Source organism: Burkholderia catarinensis (genome assembly GCF_001883705.2).
GTDB lineage: Bacteria > Pseudomonadota > Gammaproteobacteria > Burkholderiales > Burkholderiaceae > Burkholderia > Burkholderia catarinensis.
Window position 1 is genome coordinate 20,130 of sequence record NZ_MDEQ02000037.1, and the last position, 17,593, is coordinate 37,722.

Sequence of the window (17,593 nt, forward strand, 5' to 3'; positions counted from 1 at the left end):
GCGCCGCACGTGTCGCCGACGCGTGCATCCGCCTGCCGATCGCTCCCGCCGGCGTGTTTCGCGCCGCGCGGCAACCCCAACCCGCACGCCCGTAGCGAACGGCCGTGCGTCCGTGATCCGATACCGAGAGGGCATCACCATGAGCATGCGGCCTGACCCGACGTTTCACGCTTCGCCGGAGCTTGCAATGCAGGCGCCGGCGGAAGAATTTGCCTATACGTTGTTGCTGAGCCCCGATTTTTCCAGACCCGACGCGCTTGCCGTGATCGACGTGAAGCCCGGTTCGCCGACCTACGGAAAGATCGTGCATACGGTGACGATGCCGAACACCGGCGACGAGTTTCACCACTTCGGCTGGAATGCGTGTTCGTCGGCGTTGTCGCCGCTGACCGGCCATGCGTTCCTCGAGCGCCGCTTCCTGATCATCCCCGGCCTGCGCTCGTCGCGCATCTACGTGATCGACACGAAGCCGCACCCGACGCAGGCGCGCATCCACAAGATCGTCGAGCCCGACGAGATCTTCGCGAAGACCGGCTATTCGCGGCCGCACACCGTTCACTGCGGCCCCGAGGGCATCTACGTGAGCACGCTCGGCGGCGCGGGCAAGGACGGCACCGACGGCGCGCCCGGCATCTTCATCATGGATTGCGAGAGCTTCGACGTGCTCGGCCGCTGGGAGATCGACCGCGGCCCGCAGGACAAGCATTACGACTTCTGGTGGAACCTGCCGCGCGACTACATGGTGTCGAGCGAATGGGCGCTGCCGCCGCAATTCGAGCACGGCATCGTCCCGGAAGACCTGCTCGCGAACAAGTACGGGCACCGGCTGCATTTCTGGGACCTGCGCGCGCGGCGCAACGTGCAGACGATCGATCTCGGCGCGCAGCACCAGATGGCGCTCGAGGTGCGGCCCGCGCACGATCCGGTGCGCGAATACGGGTTCGTCGGCGTCGTGGTCGACACGACGAATCTTGAAGGCTCGATCTGGACCTGGTGGCGCGAAGGCGGCAAATTCCACGCGAAGAAGACGGCGACGATCCCGGCCGAGCCGGCCACGGCCGACGAACTGCCGCCGCTCCTGAAATCGTTCGGCGCCGTGCCGCCGCTCGTGACCGACATCGACCTGTCGCTCGACGACCGCTTCCTTTACGTGTCGTGCTGGGGCACCGGCGAGATGCGCCAGTACGACGTGTCGGACCCGCACAACCCGGTGCTCGCTGGGTCGGTGCGCATCGGCGGCATCGCGCGCCGCGCGCCGCACACGAACGGCCGTACATTCGCGGGCGGCCCGCAGATGGTCGAGATCAGCCGCGACGGCCGGCGCGTGTACTGGACCAACTCGCTGTATTCGACGTGGGACGACCAGTTCTATCCGGACGGCGTGCCGGCCGCGCAGGTGCTCGCGCATGCGGGGCCGGAGGGCGGGTTGACGCTCGCCGACGATTACTGGGTCGAGTTCCCCGACGGCTACCGCGCGCACCAGATCCGGCTCGAAGGCGGCGACTGCTCGACCGACTCGTTCTGCTATCCGTCGGTCAAGCGTTGAGCACCGGTCTTCACGCACAGTTCGCGCTGTGGGCGGCGGTGCTCGCGAGCGGCGTCTATCACGGGCTCAACCCTGCGATGGGCTGGCCGCTCGCGGTATCGAACGCGCTGATGACGCGCCGCGGCGGCGCGCTCGTCGCGGCGCTCGGCTATCTCGCGCTCGGCCATGCGCTCGCGGTATTCGCGGTGATGCTGCCGTTCGGGCTGCTCGCCGCGCTGCTCGCGTGGCAATCGGCGATCCGGATCGGCGCGAGCGCGCTCGTGATCGGCTTCGGCGCCGTGCTGCTGATCCGGCGCCGGCATCCGCGCGCGCTCGCGCGGATCCCGCCCGCGCGGCTCGGCCTGTGGTCGTTCGCGGTCGCGATCGCGCACGGTGCGGGGCTGATGCTGGTGCCGATCTATCTCGGGCTCTGCGGGCTCGACAGGGACGCCGGCCACCGCGCGGCGGCCACGCTCGTCGATGCGCACCTCGGGATGGCGCTCGTCGTCGCGGCCGTGCATGCGGCCGCGATGATCGCCGCCGGCGGCGGGCTCGCGTGGCTCGTGTACCGCTATCTCGGGCTGAAGTTCGTGTCGCGGAGCTGGTTCAATCTCGACGCCGTGTGGGCGTCGAGCCTGATCGTGACGGGCGCGCTGTCGCTCGGGTTCGCGGCGGCGCGATAATGCGGGCAGCGGCGGCCGGGTCGATGGATCGATGGATCGGCGGATGGGCTGCTCGGCGCATCGGCCGCCGCAAGCGGCCGGCTACCGCCGGCACCGCACAAAAACGCGACAGAATGGCCATGCCGACCGCGCGCCATCGCGAACCCGGCATCGCGCCGCAGTGTTCGCCACGCCACCCTTGTGCCCGCGATGCGCCGTCCGGCCGGGCCCGGCGGCCCCGATTCCGCTAAAATCGGGCCATGCGCACCACTTCCCATTCGACCGCCTTGTCGCCTTTCGTCCGCCGCGCCCGTCGCATCCGCCGCGCGCCGCGCCCGCCCGTTTCGTTCCGGATGGCCGCCCGATGAGCCGCGCCACTCCGCCGGATTTCGACGCGGCCGCGTTCCGCCAGGCACTCGGCCAGTTCGCGACGGGCGTGACGGTGATCACGACGCGCGCGCCGTCCGGCCAGCTGATCGGCATCACCGCCAGCTCGTTCAACTCGGTCTCGCTCGATCCGCCGCTCGTGCTGTGGAGCCTCGCGCACAAATCGGCGTCGACACCCGTGTTCCGCGGCAACAGCCATTACGTGGTGAACGTGCTCGCGGCGTCGCAGGTCGACCTGTGCAAGCGCTTCTCGACCTACAAGGGCGATCGCTTCGAAGGGATCGCGCATGCGGCCGGCAACTCGGGGATGCCCGTGCTCGACGGCGCGCTCGCGTGGTTCGAATGCCACAACCGCAGCCGCTACGACGAAGGCGACCACGTGATCTTCGTCGGCGAAGTGGAGCGCTGCGGCGTGCGGGCCGCATCGGACACGACGCCGCCGCTCGTGTTCCACGGCGGCGGCTTCCACGGTCTCACATCGCTTTGATCGCGCCCGTGCGCGCCAGTCCGACCGGCGCGCCGGCTTCATCCTTCAGCGTCTGCAGCACGATGTTCGAACGGATGTCCATCACACCGGGCGCCTTGTAGAGCCGGTGCAGCACGAAATCCGAATAGTGCTTGAGATTGTGCGCGAGCACGCGCAGCAGATAGTGGCTCTCGCCCGTCACGACGAACGCGCCGACCACCTCCGGCCATTCGCGCAGCGCTTCCGCGAAGCGCTCGTGCCATTGATTCTCTTCGTTGCGCATCGATACCTGCACGAACGCCTCGAGCTCGAAGCCGAGCTTCTCGCGGCTCAGGCACGCGCGATAGTGCTCGATCACGCCCTGCTCCTCGAGCAGGCGCATGCGGCGCAGGCAGGCGGATGGCGAAAGCGAAATGCGCTCCGCCAGGTCGAGATTGCTGATTCTGCCCTCCTCCTGCAGTACCGCCAGAATCCGGCAGTCGGTGGCATCGAGCGTGATCGCGTGCATTTATGGTCCCCGTTTTCCCTCTGAGTCGAATTATCTGCCAATTCGGCGGATTGTCCATGTTTATTTCGCAAGCACTTTCTGCGAGCGTCCACCTATCATTCGAAGCATTGACTCACCGACTCGTCATGCCATGGACACACTCTGGGACATCTCGCCGCCTGTCAGCCCCGCCACTCCCGTGTGGCCGGGCGATACGCCGGTTTCCGTCGAACGCGTGTGGCGGATGGAGGCCGGCTCGCCGGTCAACGTCGCGCGGCTGACGCTGTCGCCGCATACGGGCGCGCACTGCGACGCGCCGCTGCACTATGACGCCGACGGCGCGCCGATCGGCGCCGTGCCGCTCGACACCTACCTCGGCCCGTGCCGCGTGATCCATTGCATCGGCGCATCGCCCGTCGTGCGGCCGGCCGACATCGCGGCCGCGCTCGACGGCGCGCCCCCGCGCGTGCTGCTGCGCACGTATGCGCGCGCCAGCGTCGAGCAATGGGACAGCCATTTCTGCGCGGTTGCGCCGGAAACCGTCGACCTGCTCGCCGCGCACGGCGTGAGGCTGATCGGCATCGACACGCCGTCGCTCGACCCGCAGGAATCGAAGACGATGGCGGCGCATCACCGCGTGCGCGCGCACCGGATGGCGATCCTCGAAGGCATCGTGCTCGACGACGTGCCGGCCGGCGACTACGAACTGATCGCGCTGCCGCTGAAGTTCGCAACGCTCGACGCGAGCCCCGTGCGCGCGGTGCTGCGCGCACTGCCCGCGCGTGCTTCCTGATTACCCCGACTGACGACCCCACATCATGATCAAGACCCGTGAAGATGCGCTCGCGCTCGACCGCGACGACCCGCTCGCCCCGCTGCGCGACCAGTTCGCGCTGCCCGACGGCGTGATCTACCTCGACGGCAACTCGCTCGGCGCGCAGCCGCGCGCGTCGGCCGCCCGCGCGCAGCAGGTGATCGGCGCCGAATGGGGCGAAGGCCTGATCCGGAGCTGGAACACGGCCGGCTGGTTCGCGCTGCCGCGCCGTCTCGGCGACAAGCTCGCGACGCTGATCGGCGGCGCGCCCGGCGAAACGGTCGTCACCGACACCATCTCGATCAACCTGTTCAAGCTGCTGTCGGCGATGGTGCGCCGCCAGGCCGAACGCGCGCCCGAGCGCCGCGTGATCGTGTCGGAACGCTCGAACTTCCCGACCGACCTGTATATCGCGCAGGGGCTGATCGAGCAGCTCGGCGGCGACTACGAGCTGCGCCTGATCGACGATCCGGCCGACCTGCCCGACGCGCTCGGCGCGGACACGGCCGTCGCGATGATCACGCACGTGAACTACCGTACCGGCTACATGCACGACATGCCGGCCGTCACGCAGCTCGTGCACGACGCGGGCGCGCTGATGCTGTGGGATCTCGCGCACTCGGCCGGCGCAGTGCCGGTCGACCTGAACGGCGCGCGCGCGGACGGCGCGGTCGGCTGCACGTACAAGTACCTGAACGGTGGCCCCGGTTCGCCCGCGTTCGTGTGGGTACCGCAGCGCCATCATGCGCATTTCTCGCAGCCGCTGTCCGGCTGGTGGGGCCACCGCGCGCCGTTCGCGATGCAGCCGGGCTTCGCGCCCGATCCGGGCATCGCACGCTTCCTGTGCGGCACGCAGCCGATCGTATCGATGTCGATGGTCGAATGCGGGCTCGACGTGTTCCTGCAGACCGACATGCACGCGATCCGCCGCAAGTCGCTCGCGCTGACCGACGCGTTCGTCGCGCTCGTCGAGGCGCGCTGCGCGGGGCTGTCGCTGAAGCTCGTCACGCCGCGCGCGCATCACCAGCGCGGCTCGCAGGCGAGCTTCGAGCATCCGCACGGCTACGAGGTGATGCAGGCGCTGATCGCGCGCGGCGTGATCGGCGACTACCGCGAGCCGTACGTGCTGCGCTTCGGCTTCACGCCGCTCTATACGCGTTTCGCCGACGTGTGGGATGCCGTCGAGACGCTGCGCGACATCCTCGCCACCGACGCATGGAAGGCACCCGAGTTCGCCGAGCGCGGCGCGGTGACCTGACCGGCTTTGCCCGGCGCGCGCGAGCCGCGCGCCGCGCCCCCGTCATTCAATCCTGGAGAAAGTCGTGAATTCTGGTCATATGCAGCCACCGGGCGACGACGCGCCGGCGGGCTGCCCGTTCTCGGGCGCGCGCACCGCACAACCGGCGCAAGCGGCCCACGAAGCGCCGCACGTGCCCGGCGATGCCGGCTGGCACAACGCGCAGCTCGATTTCTCGAAGTCGATGAGCTACGGCGATTACCTGTCGCTGAATTCGATCCTCGACGCACAGCATCCGCTGTCGCCCGATCACAACGAGATGCTGTTCATCATCCAGCATCAGACGAGCGAGCTGTGGATGAAGCTCGCGCTGTTCGAGCTGCGCGGCGCGCTCGATGCAGTGCGCGGCGACGCGCTGCCGCCCGCGTTCAAGATGCTCGCGCGCGTGTCGCGCATCCTCGAGCAACTGGTGCAGGCGTGGAGCGTGCTGTCGACGATGACGCCGTCCGAGTATTCGGCGATGCGGCCGTATCTCGGGCAGTCGTCGGGCTTCCAGTCGTACCAGTACCGCCAGCTCGAATTCCTGCTCGGCAACAAGAACGTGCAGATGCTGCAGCCGCACGCGCACCGGCCCGACATCCTCGAACAGGTGCGCGCGACGCTCGAGGCGCCATCGTTCTACGACGAGGTCGTCCGCCTGCTCGCACGACGCGGTTTCCCGATCGCGCCGGCGCGGCTCGAGCGCGACTGGACGCAGCCGACGCTGCATGACGAAACGGTCGAGGCCGCCTGGCTCGAGGTGTACCGTCACCCGCAGCAGCACTGGGAGCTCTACGAGATGGCCGAGGAACTCGTCGATCTCGAGGACGCGTTCCGCCAGTGGCGCTTCCGTCACGTGACGACCGTCGAGCGCATCATCGGCTTCAAGCAGGGCACGGGCGGCACGAGCGGCGCGCCGTATCTGCGCAAGATGCTCGACGTCGTGCTGTTCCCCGAGCTCTGGCACGTGCGCACCACGCTGTAACGCGTGCCGTGCCCGCACGCCGTCACGGCGACGTGCGGGCCAGCTCCTCCCCTTCGCGCGGCTGCACCGCCGCGCGCGACAGTCGCGGGATATGCCGCCGCACGACGAGCAGCGCGACGCAGACCACGCCCATCGCAATCGCCAGCATCGTCAAATAGGCCGTCGCGCCGCCCGTGGTGATCACAACCGCGCCCGCGAACGCGCTGAGGATCGCGCCGAGCCGGCCGAACGCGAGCGCGCTCGCGGTACCCGTCGCGCGCACGGCCGTCGGGTAGATGTACGCACACAGCGCATACATCGTCGACTGCACCGCGTTGACGAACAGCCCGTGCATGCCGAGCCCGACGATCAGCCAGCCCGTGTGCCGGCTCGCATCGACGCCCGTCAGCCACACCGCGCTCGCCACGCCGCCGATGCTGCACAGCGCGAGCGGCCAGCGCGACCCCGCATGGGAGATCGCCCACGCGCACAGCAGCGCGCCGATCACGCCGCCGAGGTTGTATGCGGTGAGCCCCGCCCCCGCGACCGACACGCTCAGCCCGCTTGCGGCCAGCATCGTCGGCAGCCAGCTGAACGCCGCATACACGGCGAGCAGACACATGAAGAACGCGCACCACAGTGCGATCGTGTCGCGCGCCTGGCCGCTCGCGAACAGCGCGCCGAAGCCGCCGCGGCCGCCGGGCGCGCGCGCATCCTTCGTATCGGTGAACACCGTACCCGGCGCGACCGGCCGCTGCATCCGCGCGAGCAGCGCGCCGAGCTCCGGCCAGCGCGCGGGGCGTCGCACGAGATAGCGCGGCGATTCGGGCAGCGCGCGCACGAGCACGAAGCCGAGCACGAGCGGCAGCGCGCCGCCCGCGAAGAACAGCCCGCGCCAGCCGTAGCGCGGCAGCACCTCGTGCGCGAACAGGCCGGCCAGCATCCCGCCGAGCGGCACGCAGACGATCGTCGCGGTCACCATCATCGTGCGGCGCCGCGCGGGCGTGTATTCGGCCGTCATCGTCGTGGCCGTCGGCAACGCGCCGCCGATCCCGAGCCCCGCGCAGAAGCGCAGCACCGCGATCGCCGTGACGTCGGGCGCGAAGCCGATCGCGCAGGTCGCGACGCCGAACAGGAACACGCTGCCGATCACGGCCTGGCGGCGGCCGAAGCGGTCCGCGACGATCCCCGCGCACGCGCTGCCGATGCCCATCCCGATCAGCCCGGCCGCGACAGCCGGCGCGAACGCGCCGCGCGTGATGCCCCATTCGCGGATCAACACGGGAATCGCGAAACCGATCAGCTGGCCGTCGAAGCCGTCGAGCACGATCGCGAGCGCGGCGAGCAGCACCACGCAGCGCTGCATCGTCGTGAACGGCCCGTCGTCGAGCGTCGTGCCGATGTCGACCGACGGCGGCTGCAATCCGTCGCGCGTGCTCATGCGACCTCCCGGGCACCGCGCGCCGGCGGCAACGTGCGCGAGCGGCGCGCGACAAGACAACGGCTTTCGATGGCTTTCATGGCGTCTCCAGTGGTCCGGGCTTGCGCATCGGCGCGTTGCCCGGATCTCGTGCTGCGCGGTCGGCCGGCGTCCACGCTTCGGCGCCGGCATCTTGTCCAACCCGTCTCGATCCGGCGCGATCGCCCGCGTGCGGCGCGCTCGTGTCGTTGTGCGGCGCAAGCCGGCCGCCGGCCTGATGCTCAGTTCATCCGCGCGTCGATCAGCCGCACCAGCGCGAGCAGCGTCTCGGCATGCGGCACCGCGACGCCCGCTTCGCGCGCGGCCGCGACGACCTTGCCGTTGATCGCGTCGATTTCCGTGCGGCGGCCCGCGAGCACGTCCTGCAGCATCGACGGGCGATGGCCGCGATGCTCGCCGATTGCATGTTCGACATTGCGCGCGATGCGTTCGCCGTCGACCGCGATGCCCTTCGCGCGGGCGACGGCGGCCGTCTCGGCCGCGATCGCCCGCGCGAGCCGCGGCCCGTCGTGATGGTTGCCGAGCTGGTCGACCGTGCAGCCCGTCGCCGCGCACAGCGTGTTGAGCGCCGCGTTGAACGCGACCTTCTCCCAGATCGCGGCCCAGACGTCGGCATCGAGCGTGCATGCGAGCCCCGCGCGCGACAACGCATCGGCCACGGCCGCCGCGAACGGGCGTGCCGCGCCGTCGGCCGTCATCATGCGGATCGTGCCCGCGCCGTGCGAGCGCACGTGCGCGGGCCCTGCCGCATCGGCCGGCCACGTCGTCACGCCGACCAGGATGCGTTCGAGCGGCACGAACGCATTCAGCGTCTCGACGTTGCCGAGCCCGTTCTGCAGCGTCAGTACGTGCGTGTTCGGCGTCAGCAGCGCACGCACGCCGTCGAGCGCGGTACGTGTGTGCAGCGACTTCGTGAAAACGATCAGCAGGTCGAACGGTGTGCCGGGCGATGCGGCCGCGGCCGCATTCGCCACCTCCGGCCGCACGGCCTGCAATGCGCGGATGCGCCGTTCGCCGCGCCCGTCGTCGATGCGCAGCCCGTCGCGGCGGATCGCATCGAGATGCGCGTCGTTGACATCGATCAGCGTGACGGCTTCGCCGCTTTCGGCCAGCAGCCCGCCGAACAGCGAGCCCATCGCCCCCGCGCCCAGAATCGCGATCCTCATCGTCGGTGGCCTCGTCAGAACGGATAGTGGCGCGGCGTGGTCTGCACGGTGATCCAGCGCAGGTCCGTGAACGCCGCGATGCCGGCCTTGCCGCCGAAGTGGCCGAAGCCGCTGTCCTTCACGCCGCCGAACGGCATCTGCGCCTCGTCGTGCACGGTCGGGCCGTTCACGTGACAGATGCCCGATTCGATGCGTGCCGCGACGCGCATCGCACGCGCGACATCGCGGCTGAACACGGCCGACGACAGCCCGAACGCGTTGTCGTTCGCGCAGCGGATCGCGGCGTCCTCGCCGTCGACCCGCACGATCCCCTTCACCGGGCCGAACGATTCCTCGGCGTAGACGCGCATCGCCGGCGTCACGCGATCGAGCAGCGTGGCCGGGAACAGCGTGCTGTCGGCCTTGCCGCCGCACAGCAGCGTCGCGCCGTGCGCGAGCGCGTCGTCGATCAGCGTGTTGCAGCGCTCGACGGCCTTCAGGTCGATCAGCGAGCCGAGCACGACGGGCCCGCTGCGCGGGTCGCCGAGCGGCAGCGACGCGGCCTTGCCGGCGAGCTTCGCGACGAATGCATCGGCGATCGATGCGTCGACGATGATCCGTTCGGTCGACATGCAGATCTGCCCGGAATTCGCGAACGCGCCGAATGCGGCCGCCGCGACCGCCGCGTCGATATCGGCATCGTCGAGCACGACGAACGGCGCCTTGCCGCCGAGTTCCAGCACCGACGGCTTCAGGTGGCGCGCGCACGCTTCGGCGACGATCCGGCCGACGCGCGTCGAGCCCGTGAAATTCACGCGGCGCACGGCCGGATGCGCGATCAATGCGTCGACGACGGCGCCGGCGTCTTCAGGCGCGTTCGTCACGAAATTGACGACGCCCGGCGGCAGCCCGGCCTCCTGCAACGCCTCGACGATCAGCCCGTGCGTGACGGGACACAGCTCCGAGCCCTTCAGCACGACCGTGTTGCCGCACGCGAGCGGCAGCGCGAGCGCGCGCGTCGCGAGGATCACCGGCGCATTCCACGGCGCGATGCCGAGCACGACGCCGGCCGGCTGCCGCACGCCCATCGCGAGCGAGCCCGGCACGTCGGACGGGATCAGCTCGCCGCCGACCTGCGTGGTCAGCGACGCGGCCTCGACGAGCCCGCTCGCGGCAAGGTGCACGTTGAAGCCGGCCCACAGCGCGGACGCACCCGTCTCGGCCGCCATCGCGGCGACGAACTGCTCATGCTTCGCTTCGAGCGCGGCGGCCGCCTTCAGCAGCAATGCGCGACGCGCGCCGGGGCCGAGCGCGGCCCATTCGGGAAACGCCCGGGCGGCCGCGTCGGCTGCCGCGCGCGCATCGTCGACGGTGCACGCGGGCGCTTCGGACGCGATTTCGCCGTCGAGCGGATTGCGGCGCACGAAGGTCGCGCCGCGGGACGAATGGCGGCGTTCGCCGCCGATCAGCATCGCTACGGTCTGCATGGAATCTCCGGAAAGACGCGCGCTGCGCGTCAGGCAATCTCGACTTCGACGACGACCGGCGTCGCGGCGCGCAGCGCGTCGGCCAGCGTGCCGCGCAGGTGTGCGGCATCGGTGACGCGCACGCCGCGGCAGCCCATCCCTTCGGCGAGCGCGACGAAATCCAGGTCGGGCAGATCGGTACCCTGCACGGGGTCGCCGGGGCCGAAGCCGAACACGGGCGCGAAATCCTGCAGCGCCGCGTAGCGCCGGTTGTTCAGGATCACGAATGTGATCGGCAGCTTCAGCTGCGCGGCGCTCCACAGCGCCTGGATCGAGTACAGGCTCGACCCGTCGCCGATCAGCCCGATCACGCGCCGGCCCGGCTGCGCGAGCGCGACGCCGACGGCGGCCGGCATCCCGTAGCCGAGCCCGCCGCTGTCCATCGTGTAGAACGTGCCGCTGCGCGTGAACGGCAGGTGCTCCTGCATCACGGGCCGCGCGCTCGGCGCTTCCTCGACGACGATGTCGTGCGCGTCGCGCACGTCGGCGAGCGTCTGCAGCGCGAACGCGACCGGCATGCGCTCGCCGGTGGCCGGCGTGTCGACGCGCGCACGCGGCGGCCGTGGCGCGGGCATCGGCCGCTCGGGCGGCGCCGGGCGCGCCAGCAGGTCGCGCGCCGCGAGCCGCAGGTTGCCGACGACCGCGTCGCCCGACGGCGTCCACGCGGCGACGCCCGGATCGTCGACGAGCTGCACGAGCGCGGCGCCCGGCGGCACGTGCGGGCCGAAGCCCTCGATGTGATAGGTGAACGCGGGCGCGCCGAACGCGAACACGAGGTCGTGCCCGTCGAGCCGCGCGACAATCTTCTCGCGGATCGCGGGCAGGAAGCCGGCGAACAGCGGATGATCCTCGGGGAAACTGCAGCGCCCTGACATCGGCGCGACGTACACGCGCGCACGGTGCCGCTCGGCGAGCCGCACGACGTCGTCCCACGCACCCGCTCGATCGACGGCCGCGCCGACCACGAGCGCGGGACGCCGTGCGGCATCGAGCGCATCGCCGAGCCGCGCGAGCGCGTCGGGATCGGGCCGCACGACGCTGCTGACGTCGCGCCGCGGCAGCAGTTCGGCCGGCTGGTCCCAGTCGTCGACCGGGATCGACACGAACACCGGGCCGCGCGGCTCCTGCATCGCGATGCGGTACGCGCGTGCGATCGCGGCCGGCACGTCCTGCGCACGCGCGGGCTCGATGCTCCATTTCACGTACGGCTTGGGCAGCTCGGCGGCCTGCGTCGCGCCGAGGAACGGATCGAACGGCAAGATCGCGCGCGCCTGCTGGCCCGCGGTGACGATCAGCGGCGTGCGGTTCTTGAACGCGGTGAAAAGATTGCCCATCGCGTTGCCGACGCCCGCTGCCGAATGCAGGTTGACGACCGCCGCATTGCCGGTGGCCTGCGCATGGCCGTCGGCCATCCCGACCACGACGGCCTCGTGCAGGCCGAGCACGTAGCGGAGATCGGCCGGGAAGTCGCGGAACATCGGCAGCTCGGTCGAACCGGGATTGCCGAATACGCGGTCGATGCCGAACTGGCGAAGCAGGTCGATCACCGCATCGCGAACGGTAATCGATGCGGCGGATGGGGGTGGGTGGCCGGACATGCTCGGCGCTCCTCGATGGCTTGGCGGTTTCCACAGTATCGAAGCGCAAGCCATTATCGGATACTGTATTTTTTGCGATAAGCCATTACATTCCAGCATGCCTTTCGACCTCCGACAATTGCGCGCCTTCACGACGATCGTCGCGTGCGGCAGCCTCGGCCGCGCGGCCGACGCGCTGCATGTGACGCAGCCGGCGCTGAGCCGGATCCTGAAGCGGCTCGAGGACCAGGTCGGCGCGCCCTTGTTCGAGCGCCACTCGAAGGGCGTGCAGCTCACGGCGTTCGGCGAAGCGCTGCTGCCGCACGCAACGCTGCTGCAGCACGAGGCCGAGCATGCGCGCGAGGAACTCGACGCGATGCGCGGGTTCGCGAAAGGCACGATCAAGGTCGGCACGGTAGGCAGCATCGCGAGCCTCGTGTTGCCGGTCGCGGTCGGCCGCGTGCTCGACCGCTGGCCGAACCTGCGCGTCGAGATCATCGAAGGCGTGTGGGACCGGCTCGCGCAAGGGCTGAACAAGCACGAGATCGATCTCGCGCTGTCCGCGCACGGGCCCGACACCGACGAGATCGTCGCGATTCCCGAGTGCCGCTGGGAAGATCGCAGCCATATCGTTGCCGCGCCGCACCATCCGCTGCGCGCGCTCGGCCGCGCACCGACGCTCGCGGATACGCTGCATGCGCGCTGGGCGATTCCGCCGCGCGGCACCGCGCCGTTCGAGCACATGCGCGCGACCTTCGACGCGCACGGGCTCGCGCTGCCCGACATCGCGGTCGAGACGCGCTCGGTCACGACGCTGAAGAGCCTCGTCGCGCACGCGGGCTTCCTGAGCTGGATGGCCGAGCCGATGTACGGCGCCGAGCAGCGCGCCGGCACGATCGACACGCTGCCCGTGCGCGAGGTCGTCGCGGTGCGCACGCTCACCGCGTTCCGGCGCCGCCACGGGATCCTGCCGGGGCCGGCCGGCAAGCTGCTCGACGAACTCGTCGCGCTGACGCGCGAAGGACGCTGACGCCGCGCCCTTCCGTCCCCCCGCTCCCGCCCGGCCCGCGCGCCGCCGCAGCGCACCATCGAAATGCCGTTTCCCCGCCTTGACTTTCGTTCGCCCGAATACGATCATTCGCTCACACAAAGAGCAAATGATCGTATTCAACAGGAAAGACAGGCACGAACAGGAGACACCGGATGAGCGAATCGCCCTCCGCCCGCGCGCCCGTGCTGCTGCACATCGGCGCGGGCTCGTTTCACCGCGCGCATCAGGCGTGGTATCTGCATCGCGTGAACGCGGCCGTGCCGGCGGACGTTCGCTGGTCGCTGACCGTCGGCAACATCCGCGACGACATGCGCGCGACGATGGACGCGCTCGCCGCGCAGCACGGCGAATACACACTCGAAACCGTCACGCCGCAAGGCGAGCGCGCGTACGAGACGATCCGCGCGATCACGCGCGTGCTGCCGTGGTCGATCGACCTCGCCGCATTGATCGACGCGGGCGCCGATCCGGCCTGCCGGATCGTGTCGTTCACCGTCACCGAAGGCGGCTACTACCTCGACGAACACAACCGGCTCGACGTCGCGAACGCCGATCTGGCGGCCGATCTGCAGGGCGCGCGCACGACGCTGTACGGCGCGCTCGCGGCGCTGCTCGCCGAACGCATGACGCGCGGCGCGGGCCCGCTCACGCTGCAGAGCTGCGACAACCTGCGCAACAACGGCGCGCGCTTTCGCGCGGGGATGCGCGAATTCCTCGAACGGCGCGGGCAGGCCGATCTGCTCGCGTGGTTCGACGCGAATGTCGCCACGCCGAGCGCGATGGTCGACCGCATCACGCCGCGCCCAACCGCCGACGTGCGCGAACGCGTGCTCGCGGCCACCGGCATCGACGACGCGTGCCCGGTGATGGGCGAATCGTTCATCCAGTGGGTGATCGAGGACCGCTTCGCGGCCGGCCGGCCGCGCTGGGAGCTGGCCGGCGCCGAACTCGTCGACGACGTGCACCCCTACGAGGAAGCAAAGATCCGCATCCTCAACGCGACGCACAGCTGCATCGCGTGGGCCGGCACGCTCGCGGGCCACACGTATATCCACGAAGGCACGCACGACGCGGCGATCCGCCGCTTCGCGCACGACTACGTGACGCAGGACGTGATCCCGTGTCTCACCCCGAGCCCGCTCGATCTCGCGCGCTACCGCGACGTCGTGCTCGAACGCTTCGGCAACCCGTACGTGCTCGACACGAACCAGCGCGTCGCGGCCGACGGCTTCTCGAAGATCCCCGGCTTCATCGCGCCGACGCTGGTCGAATCGTTCGCGCGCGGCGCGGCGCCGGTCGCCACCGCCGTGCTGCCCGCGCTGTTCCTGCGCTTTCTCGAACGCTGGGCACGCGGCGCGCTGCCGTACGCGTACCAGGACGGCGTGATGGACGAAGCCTCCGCGCGCGCGATCGTCGACGCCGACGACCCGGTCGTCGCGCTGTGCGCGAGCCGCCCGCTGTGGGGCTCGCTCGCCGGCAACGCGGCGCTGTTCGAGGCGCTGCGCGCCGGGCTCGCGCGGGTCGACGCATGGCTCGCGGCGCGCTGACGCGCGAATGCCGGCGCCCGGCCGCGACAGCCGGGTGAACCCGCTTGGCACATGCCATCCGGCACGGCTAAAGTAGCGGCTCCTCTCTGACGGAACGGATCGCTCATGTATCTCGGCATCGACCTCGGCACCTCGGAAGTGAAGGTGCTGCTGCTCGCCCCGGACGGCGCGGTCGTCGGCACCGCCGGCTCGCCGTTCACCGTGTCGCGGCCGCATCCGCGCTGGGCCGAACAGCATCCGGACGACTGGTGGCAAGGCACGCTCGCCGCGCTCGCGGCGCTGCGCGCACGGCATCCGCAATCATTCGCACAGGTGCGCGGCATCGGCCTGTCGGGCCAGATGCACGGCGCCGTGCTGCTCGGCCGCGACGAGCGCGTGCTGCGCCCCGCGATCCTGTGGAACGACATGCGCAGCGCCGACGAATGCGCACTGCTCACCGAACGCGCGCCCGATCTCCACGCACTGGCCGGCAATCTGGCGATGCCGGGCTTCACCGCGCCGAAACTGCTGTGGGTCGCGAAGCACGAACCCGACGTGTTCGCGGCGACCGCGTGCGTGCTGATGCCGAAGGACTACCTGCGGTTCCGGCTGACCGGCGCGAAAGTGTCCGACCCGTCGGACGCGGCCGGCACGCTGTGGCTCGACGTCGCGCGCCGCGACTGGTCCGACGCGCTGCTCGCCGCGTGCGGGATGACGCGCGACCAGATGCCGCGCATCGTCGAGGGCAACGCGCCGTCCGGCACGCTGCGTGCGGACGTCGCACGCGAACTCGGGCTGTCGGAGGCCGTCGTGGTGGCGGGCGGCGGTGGCGACAACGCGACAAGCGCGCTCGGCATCGGCGCGATCCACGCGGGCGACGGCTTCGTGTCGCTCGGCACGTCGGGCGTGCTGAGCGTGGTCGGCGACCGCTTCATGCCGAATCCCGCGTCGGCCGTGCATGCGTTCTGCCATGCGATTCCCGATCGCTGGCAATTGATGAGCGTCGTGCTGTCGGCCGCGAGCTGCCTGCGCTGGGTCTGCAAGCTGACGGGCACCGACGAGCCCGCGCTGCTCGCCGAAGTCGAGGCGCTCGACGCCGACACGCTCGCGACGGCCCCGCTGTTTCTTCCGTACCTGTCCGGCGAGCGCACGCCGCACAACGATCCGTATGCGCAGGGCGTGTTTTTCGGGATGACGCATGCGACCGAGCGCGCGCACCTCGGCTATGCGGTGCTCGAAGGCGTGACGCTCGGCCTCGCCGACGGCCTCGACGCGCTGCATGCGGCCGGCGTCGAAACCGACCGGCTGTCGCTGATCGGCGGCGGCGCGCGCAGCGCGTTCTGGGCGCAGCTGATCGCCGACGCGCTGAACGTGCGCACGTGCCAGCACGGCGGCGGCGAAACGGGCGCGGCGCTCGGCGCGGCACGGCTCGGCTGGCTGGCCGTCGGCGGCGATCCGCACGCGGTGCTGACCAAGCCACCGGTGCGCGCCGAATACGCACCGGACGCCGCTCGCCATGCGCTGCTGCGCGAACGTCTCGACGCGTTCCGCACGCTATACCGCCACGTGCGCCCGCTGTACGAACCGTCGCGCGCGCGGCTCGCGTAAGCGCCGCGGTCGCGCGCCCCGGCCGTCGGCCGCGCGCGCGACATGCGGTACAGTGGATGCCGTCATGCGGGCCGCCGGCCGGCCCGCGGAGCGGCCCCCAGATCCGAACCGAATCGCTATCGTGTCCAAGTCCTCAGAAAAACTCGATCTCGCCACACGTGCCGCGTGGCTCTACTACGTCGCGGGCGACACGCAGAACGAAATCGCCGAAAAGCTGCAGGTGTCGCGCCCGGTCGCGCAGCGCCTCGTCGCGTTCGCGGTCGAGAAGAACCTGATCCGCGTGCGCGTCGACCACCAGCTCGCCGACTGTCTCGATCTCGGCGCGCAACTGTCGAAACGCTATGGCCTCGCGATGTGCGAAGTCGTGCCCGTCGATGCCGATGCGCCCGACGCGATCGACCGCAAGCTCGCGGTCGCCGGCGCGCAGGTGATGGAGCGCTACCTGAACGAAACGCGGCCGATGGTGATCGCGGTCAGCAGCGGCCGGACGCTGAAGGCCGCGGTCGCGCAGATCGCGCAGATCGACCGGCCGCAGCACCGGCTCGTGTCGATGGTCGGCGCGATCGCGGCCGACGGTTCATCGAACCGCTACGACGTCGCGCAATACATCTCCGAGAAAACCGGCAGCAAGCACTTCCTGCTGCCCGCGCCGCTGTTCGCCGACAGCGACGCCGAGCGCGCGCAGTGGTGCAATCACCGACTGTACCGGATCGTCGAGGCGCTGTCGGGCAAGGCCGACGTCGCGTTCGTCGGGATCGGCAACATCGGCCCGCACTGCCCGCTCTACGAAGACGGCTTCATCACCGAACAGGAGCGCGACGAGATGACCGCGCTCGGCGCGGTGGCCGAGCTGCTCGGCGTGCCGATCGACGCGCAGGGCACGCAGATCGCCGTGTCGACGAGCGCACGCGTGACGAGCGTCTCGCTCGCCACGCCGCCGAAACTGCCGACGATCGCGTTCGCAGGCGGCCCGAAGAAGCACGATGCGGTGATCGCCGCGCTGCGCGGCGGCTGGCTGTCGGGGCTCGTCACCGACGAAACCTGCGCGCGCGCCGCGCTCGACGCGAAGGCGGCCTGACGCCGCAGCCGCACGCCGCAG

15 protein-coding genes are annotated in these 17,593 nt (G+C 70.5%); 10 read left to right on the forward strand and 5 right to left on the reverse strand.

Features of this window, described 5'->3' with window-relative positions; translation table 11 throughout:
* Positions 1-139 precede the first annotated feature (139 nt).
* The 3 genes from BFF94_RS34175 (at position 140) to BFF94_RS34185 (ending at position 3,061) form a co-directional block, all read left to right on the forward strand.
* The gene (locus tag BFF94_RS34175) at positions 140-1,546 is read left to right on the forward strand and encodes a selenium-binding protein SBP56-related protein (RefSeq protein ID WP_128843773.1); all 1,407 of its coding nucleotides are present in this window, start codon (positions 140-142) and stop codon (positions 1,544-1,546) included.
* The gene (locus BFF94_RS34180; RefSeq protein WP_128843774.1) at positions 1,543-2,208 is read left to right on the forward strand and encodes a hypothetical protein; all 666 of its coding nucleotides are present in this window, start codon (positions 1,543-1,545) and stop codon (positions 2,206-2,208) included. The genes BFF94_RS34175 and BFF94_RS34180 overlap by 4 nt, the downstream gene beginning before the upstream one ends.
* Positions 2,209-2,551: 343 nt before the next feature.
* Positions 2,552-3,061 (forward strand): flavin reductase family protein, encoded by a 510-nt coding sequence (locus tag BFF94_RS34185; protein ID WP_128843775.1) that lies wholly within the window; start codon positions 2,552-2,554, stop codon positions 3,059-3,061.
* Here the strand turns inward: BFF94_RS34185 and BFF94_RS34190 are convergent.
* The gene (locus tag BFF94_RS34190) at positions 3,048-3,548 is read right to left on the reverse strand and encodes an Lrp/AsnC family transcriptional regulator (protein WP_128843776.1); all 501 of its coding nucleotides are present in this window, start codon (positions 3,546-3,548) and stop codon (positions 3,048-3,050) included. The genes BFF94_RS34185 and BFF94_RS34190 overlap by 14 nt on opposite strands.
* A gap of 130 nt (positions 3,549-3,678) precedes the next feature.
* On the opposite strand from BFF94_RS34190, the gene kynB reads away from it, so the two are divergent.
* The 3 genes from kynB to kynA all read left to right on the forward strand — a co-directional run bounded on the left by kynB (position 3,679) and on the right by kynA (position 6,602).
* Positions 3,679-4,320, forward strand: a complete 642-nt coding sequence (gene kynB / locus BFF94_RS34195; RefSeq protein WP_219140340.1) for an arylformamidase — start codon at positions 3,679-3,681, stop codon at positions 4,318-4,320.
* 25 nt (positions 4,321-4,345) lie between these two features.
* Positions 4,346-5,599 (forward strand): kynureninase, encoded by a 1,254-nt coding sequence (gene kynU / locus BFF94_RS34200; protein ID WP_162285551.1) that lies wholly within the window; start codon positions 4,346-4,348, stop codon positions 5,597-5,599.
* Between the two features lie 79 nt (positions 5,600-5,678).
* The gene (gene kynA, locus BFF94_RS34205) at positions 5,679-6,602 is read left to right on the forward strand and encodes a tryptophan 2,3-dioxygenase (protein WP_128843779.1); all 924 of its coding nucleotides are present in this window, start codon (positions 5,679-5,681) and stop codon (positions 6,600-6,602) included.
* A gap of 22 nt (positions 6,603-6,624) precedes the next feature.
* Here kynA and BFF94_RS34210 read toward each other — a convergent pair whose 3' ends face one another.
* From BFF94_RS34210 to mdlC, 4 genes are all read right to left on the reverse strand, one after another.
* Positions 6,625-8,022, reverse strand: coding sequence for an MFS transporter (locus BFF94_RS34210; RefSeq protein ID WP_219140341.1), 1,398 nt, complete (start codon positions 8,020-8,022; stop codon positions 6,625-6,627).
* A 260-nt stretch (positions 8,023-8,282) separates the two neighbouring features.
* Positions 8,283-9,227, reverse strand: coding sequence for a ketopantoate reductase family protein (locus BFF94_RS34215; protein WP_128847591.1), 945 nt, complete (start codon positions 9,225-9,227; stop codon positions 8,283-8,285).
* A 14-nt stretch (positions 9,228-9,241) separates the two neighbouring features.
* On the reverse strand, positions 9,242-10,693 hold the full coding sequence (locus tag BFF94_RS34220; protein ID WP_219140342.1) for an aldehyde dehydrogenase: 1,452 nt from the start codon (positions 10,691-10,693) through the stop codon (positions 9,242-9,244).
* Between the two features lie 29 nt (positions 10,694-10,722).
* Positions 10,723-12,330, reverse strand: coding sequence for a benzoylformate decarboxylase (mdlC, locus tag BFF94_RS34225; RefSeq protein WP_219140343.1), 1,608 nt, complete (start codon positions 12,328-12,330; stop codon positions 10,723-10,725).
* 97 nt (positions 12,331-12,427) lie between these two features.
* Between mdlC and BFF94_RS34230 the strand changes: the two genes are divergently transcribed.
* From BFF94_RS34230 to BFF94_RS34245, 4 genes are all read left to right on the forward strand, one after another.
* Positions 12,428-13,339: a LysR family transcriptional regulator gene (locus tag BFF94_RS34230; protein WP_128846781.1), complete on the forward strand. Its 912-nt coding sequence runs from the start codon at positions 12,428-12,430 to the stop codon at positions 13,337-13,339.
* A gap of 173 nt (positions 13,340-13,512) precedes the next feature.
* Complete coding sequence (dalD, locus tag BFF94_RS34235; RefSeq protein ID WP_219140344.1) at positions 13,513-14,907, forward strand: D-arabinitol 4-dehydrogenase; 1,395 nt, start codon at positions 13,513-13,515, stop codon at positions 14,905-14,907.
* Between the two features lie 105 nt (positions 14,908-15,012).
* Positions 15,013-16,494 carry a xylulokinase gene (gene xylB / locus BFF94_RS34240; RefSeq protein ID WP_219140345.1) on the forward strand — a complete coding sequence of 494 codons (1,482 nt, stop codon included), beginning with the start codon at positions 15,013-15,015 and terminating at the stop codon, positions 16,492-16,494.
* A gap of 64 nt (positions 16,495-16,558) precedes the next feature.
* Entirely contained in the window at positions 16,559-17,572 is a 1,014-nt protein-coding gene (locus BFF94_RS34245; RefSeq protein WP_128849666.1) for a sugar-binding transcriptional regulator, read from the forward strand.
* Positions 17,573-17,593: the final 21 nt, after the last annotated feature.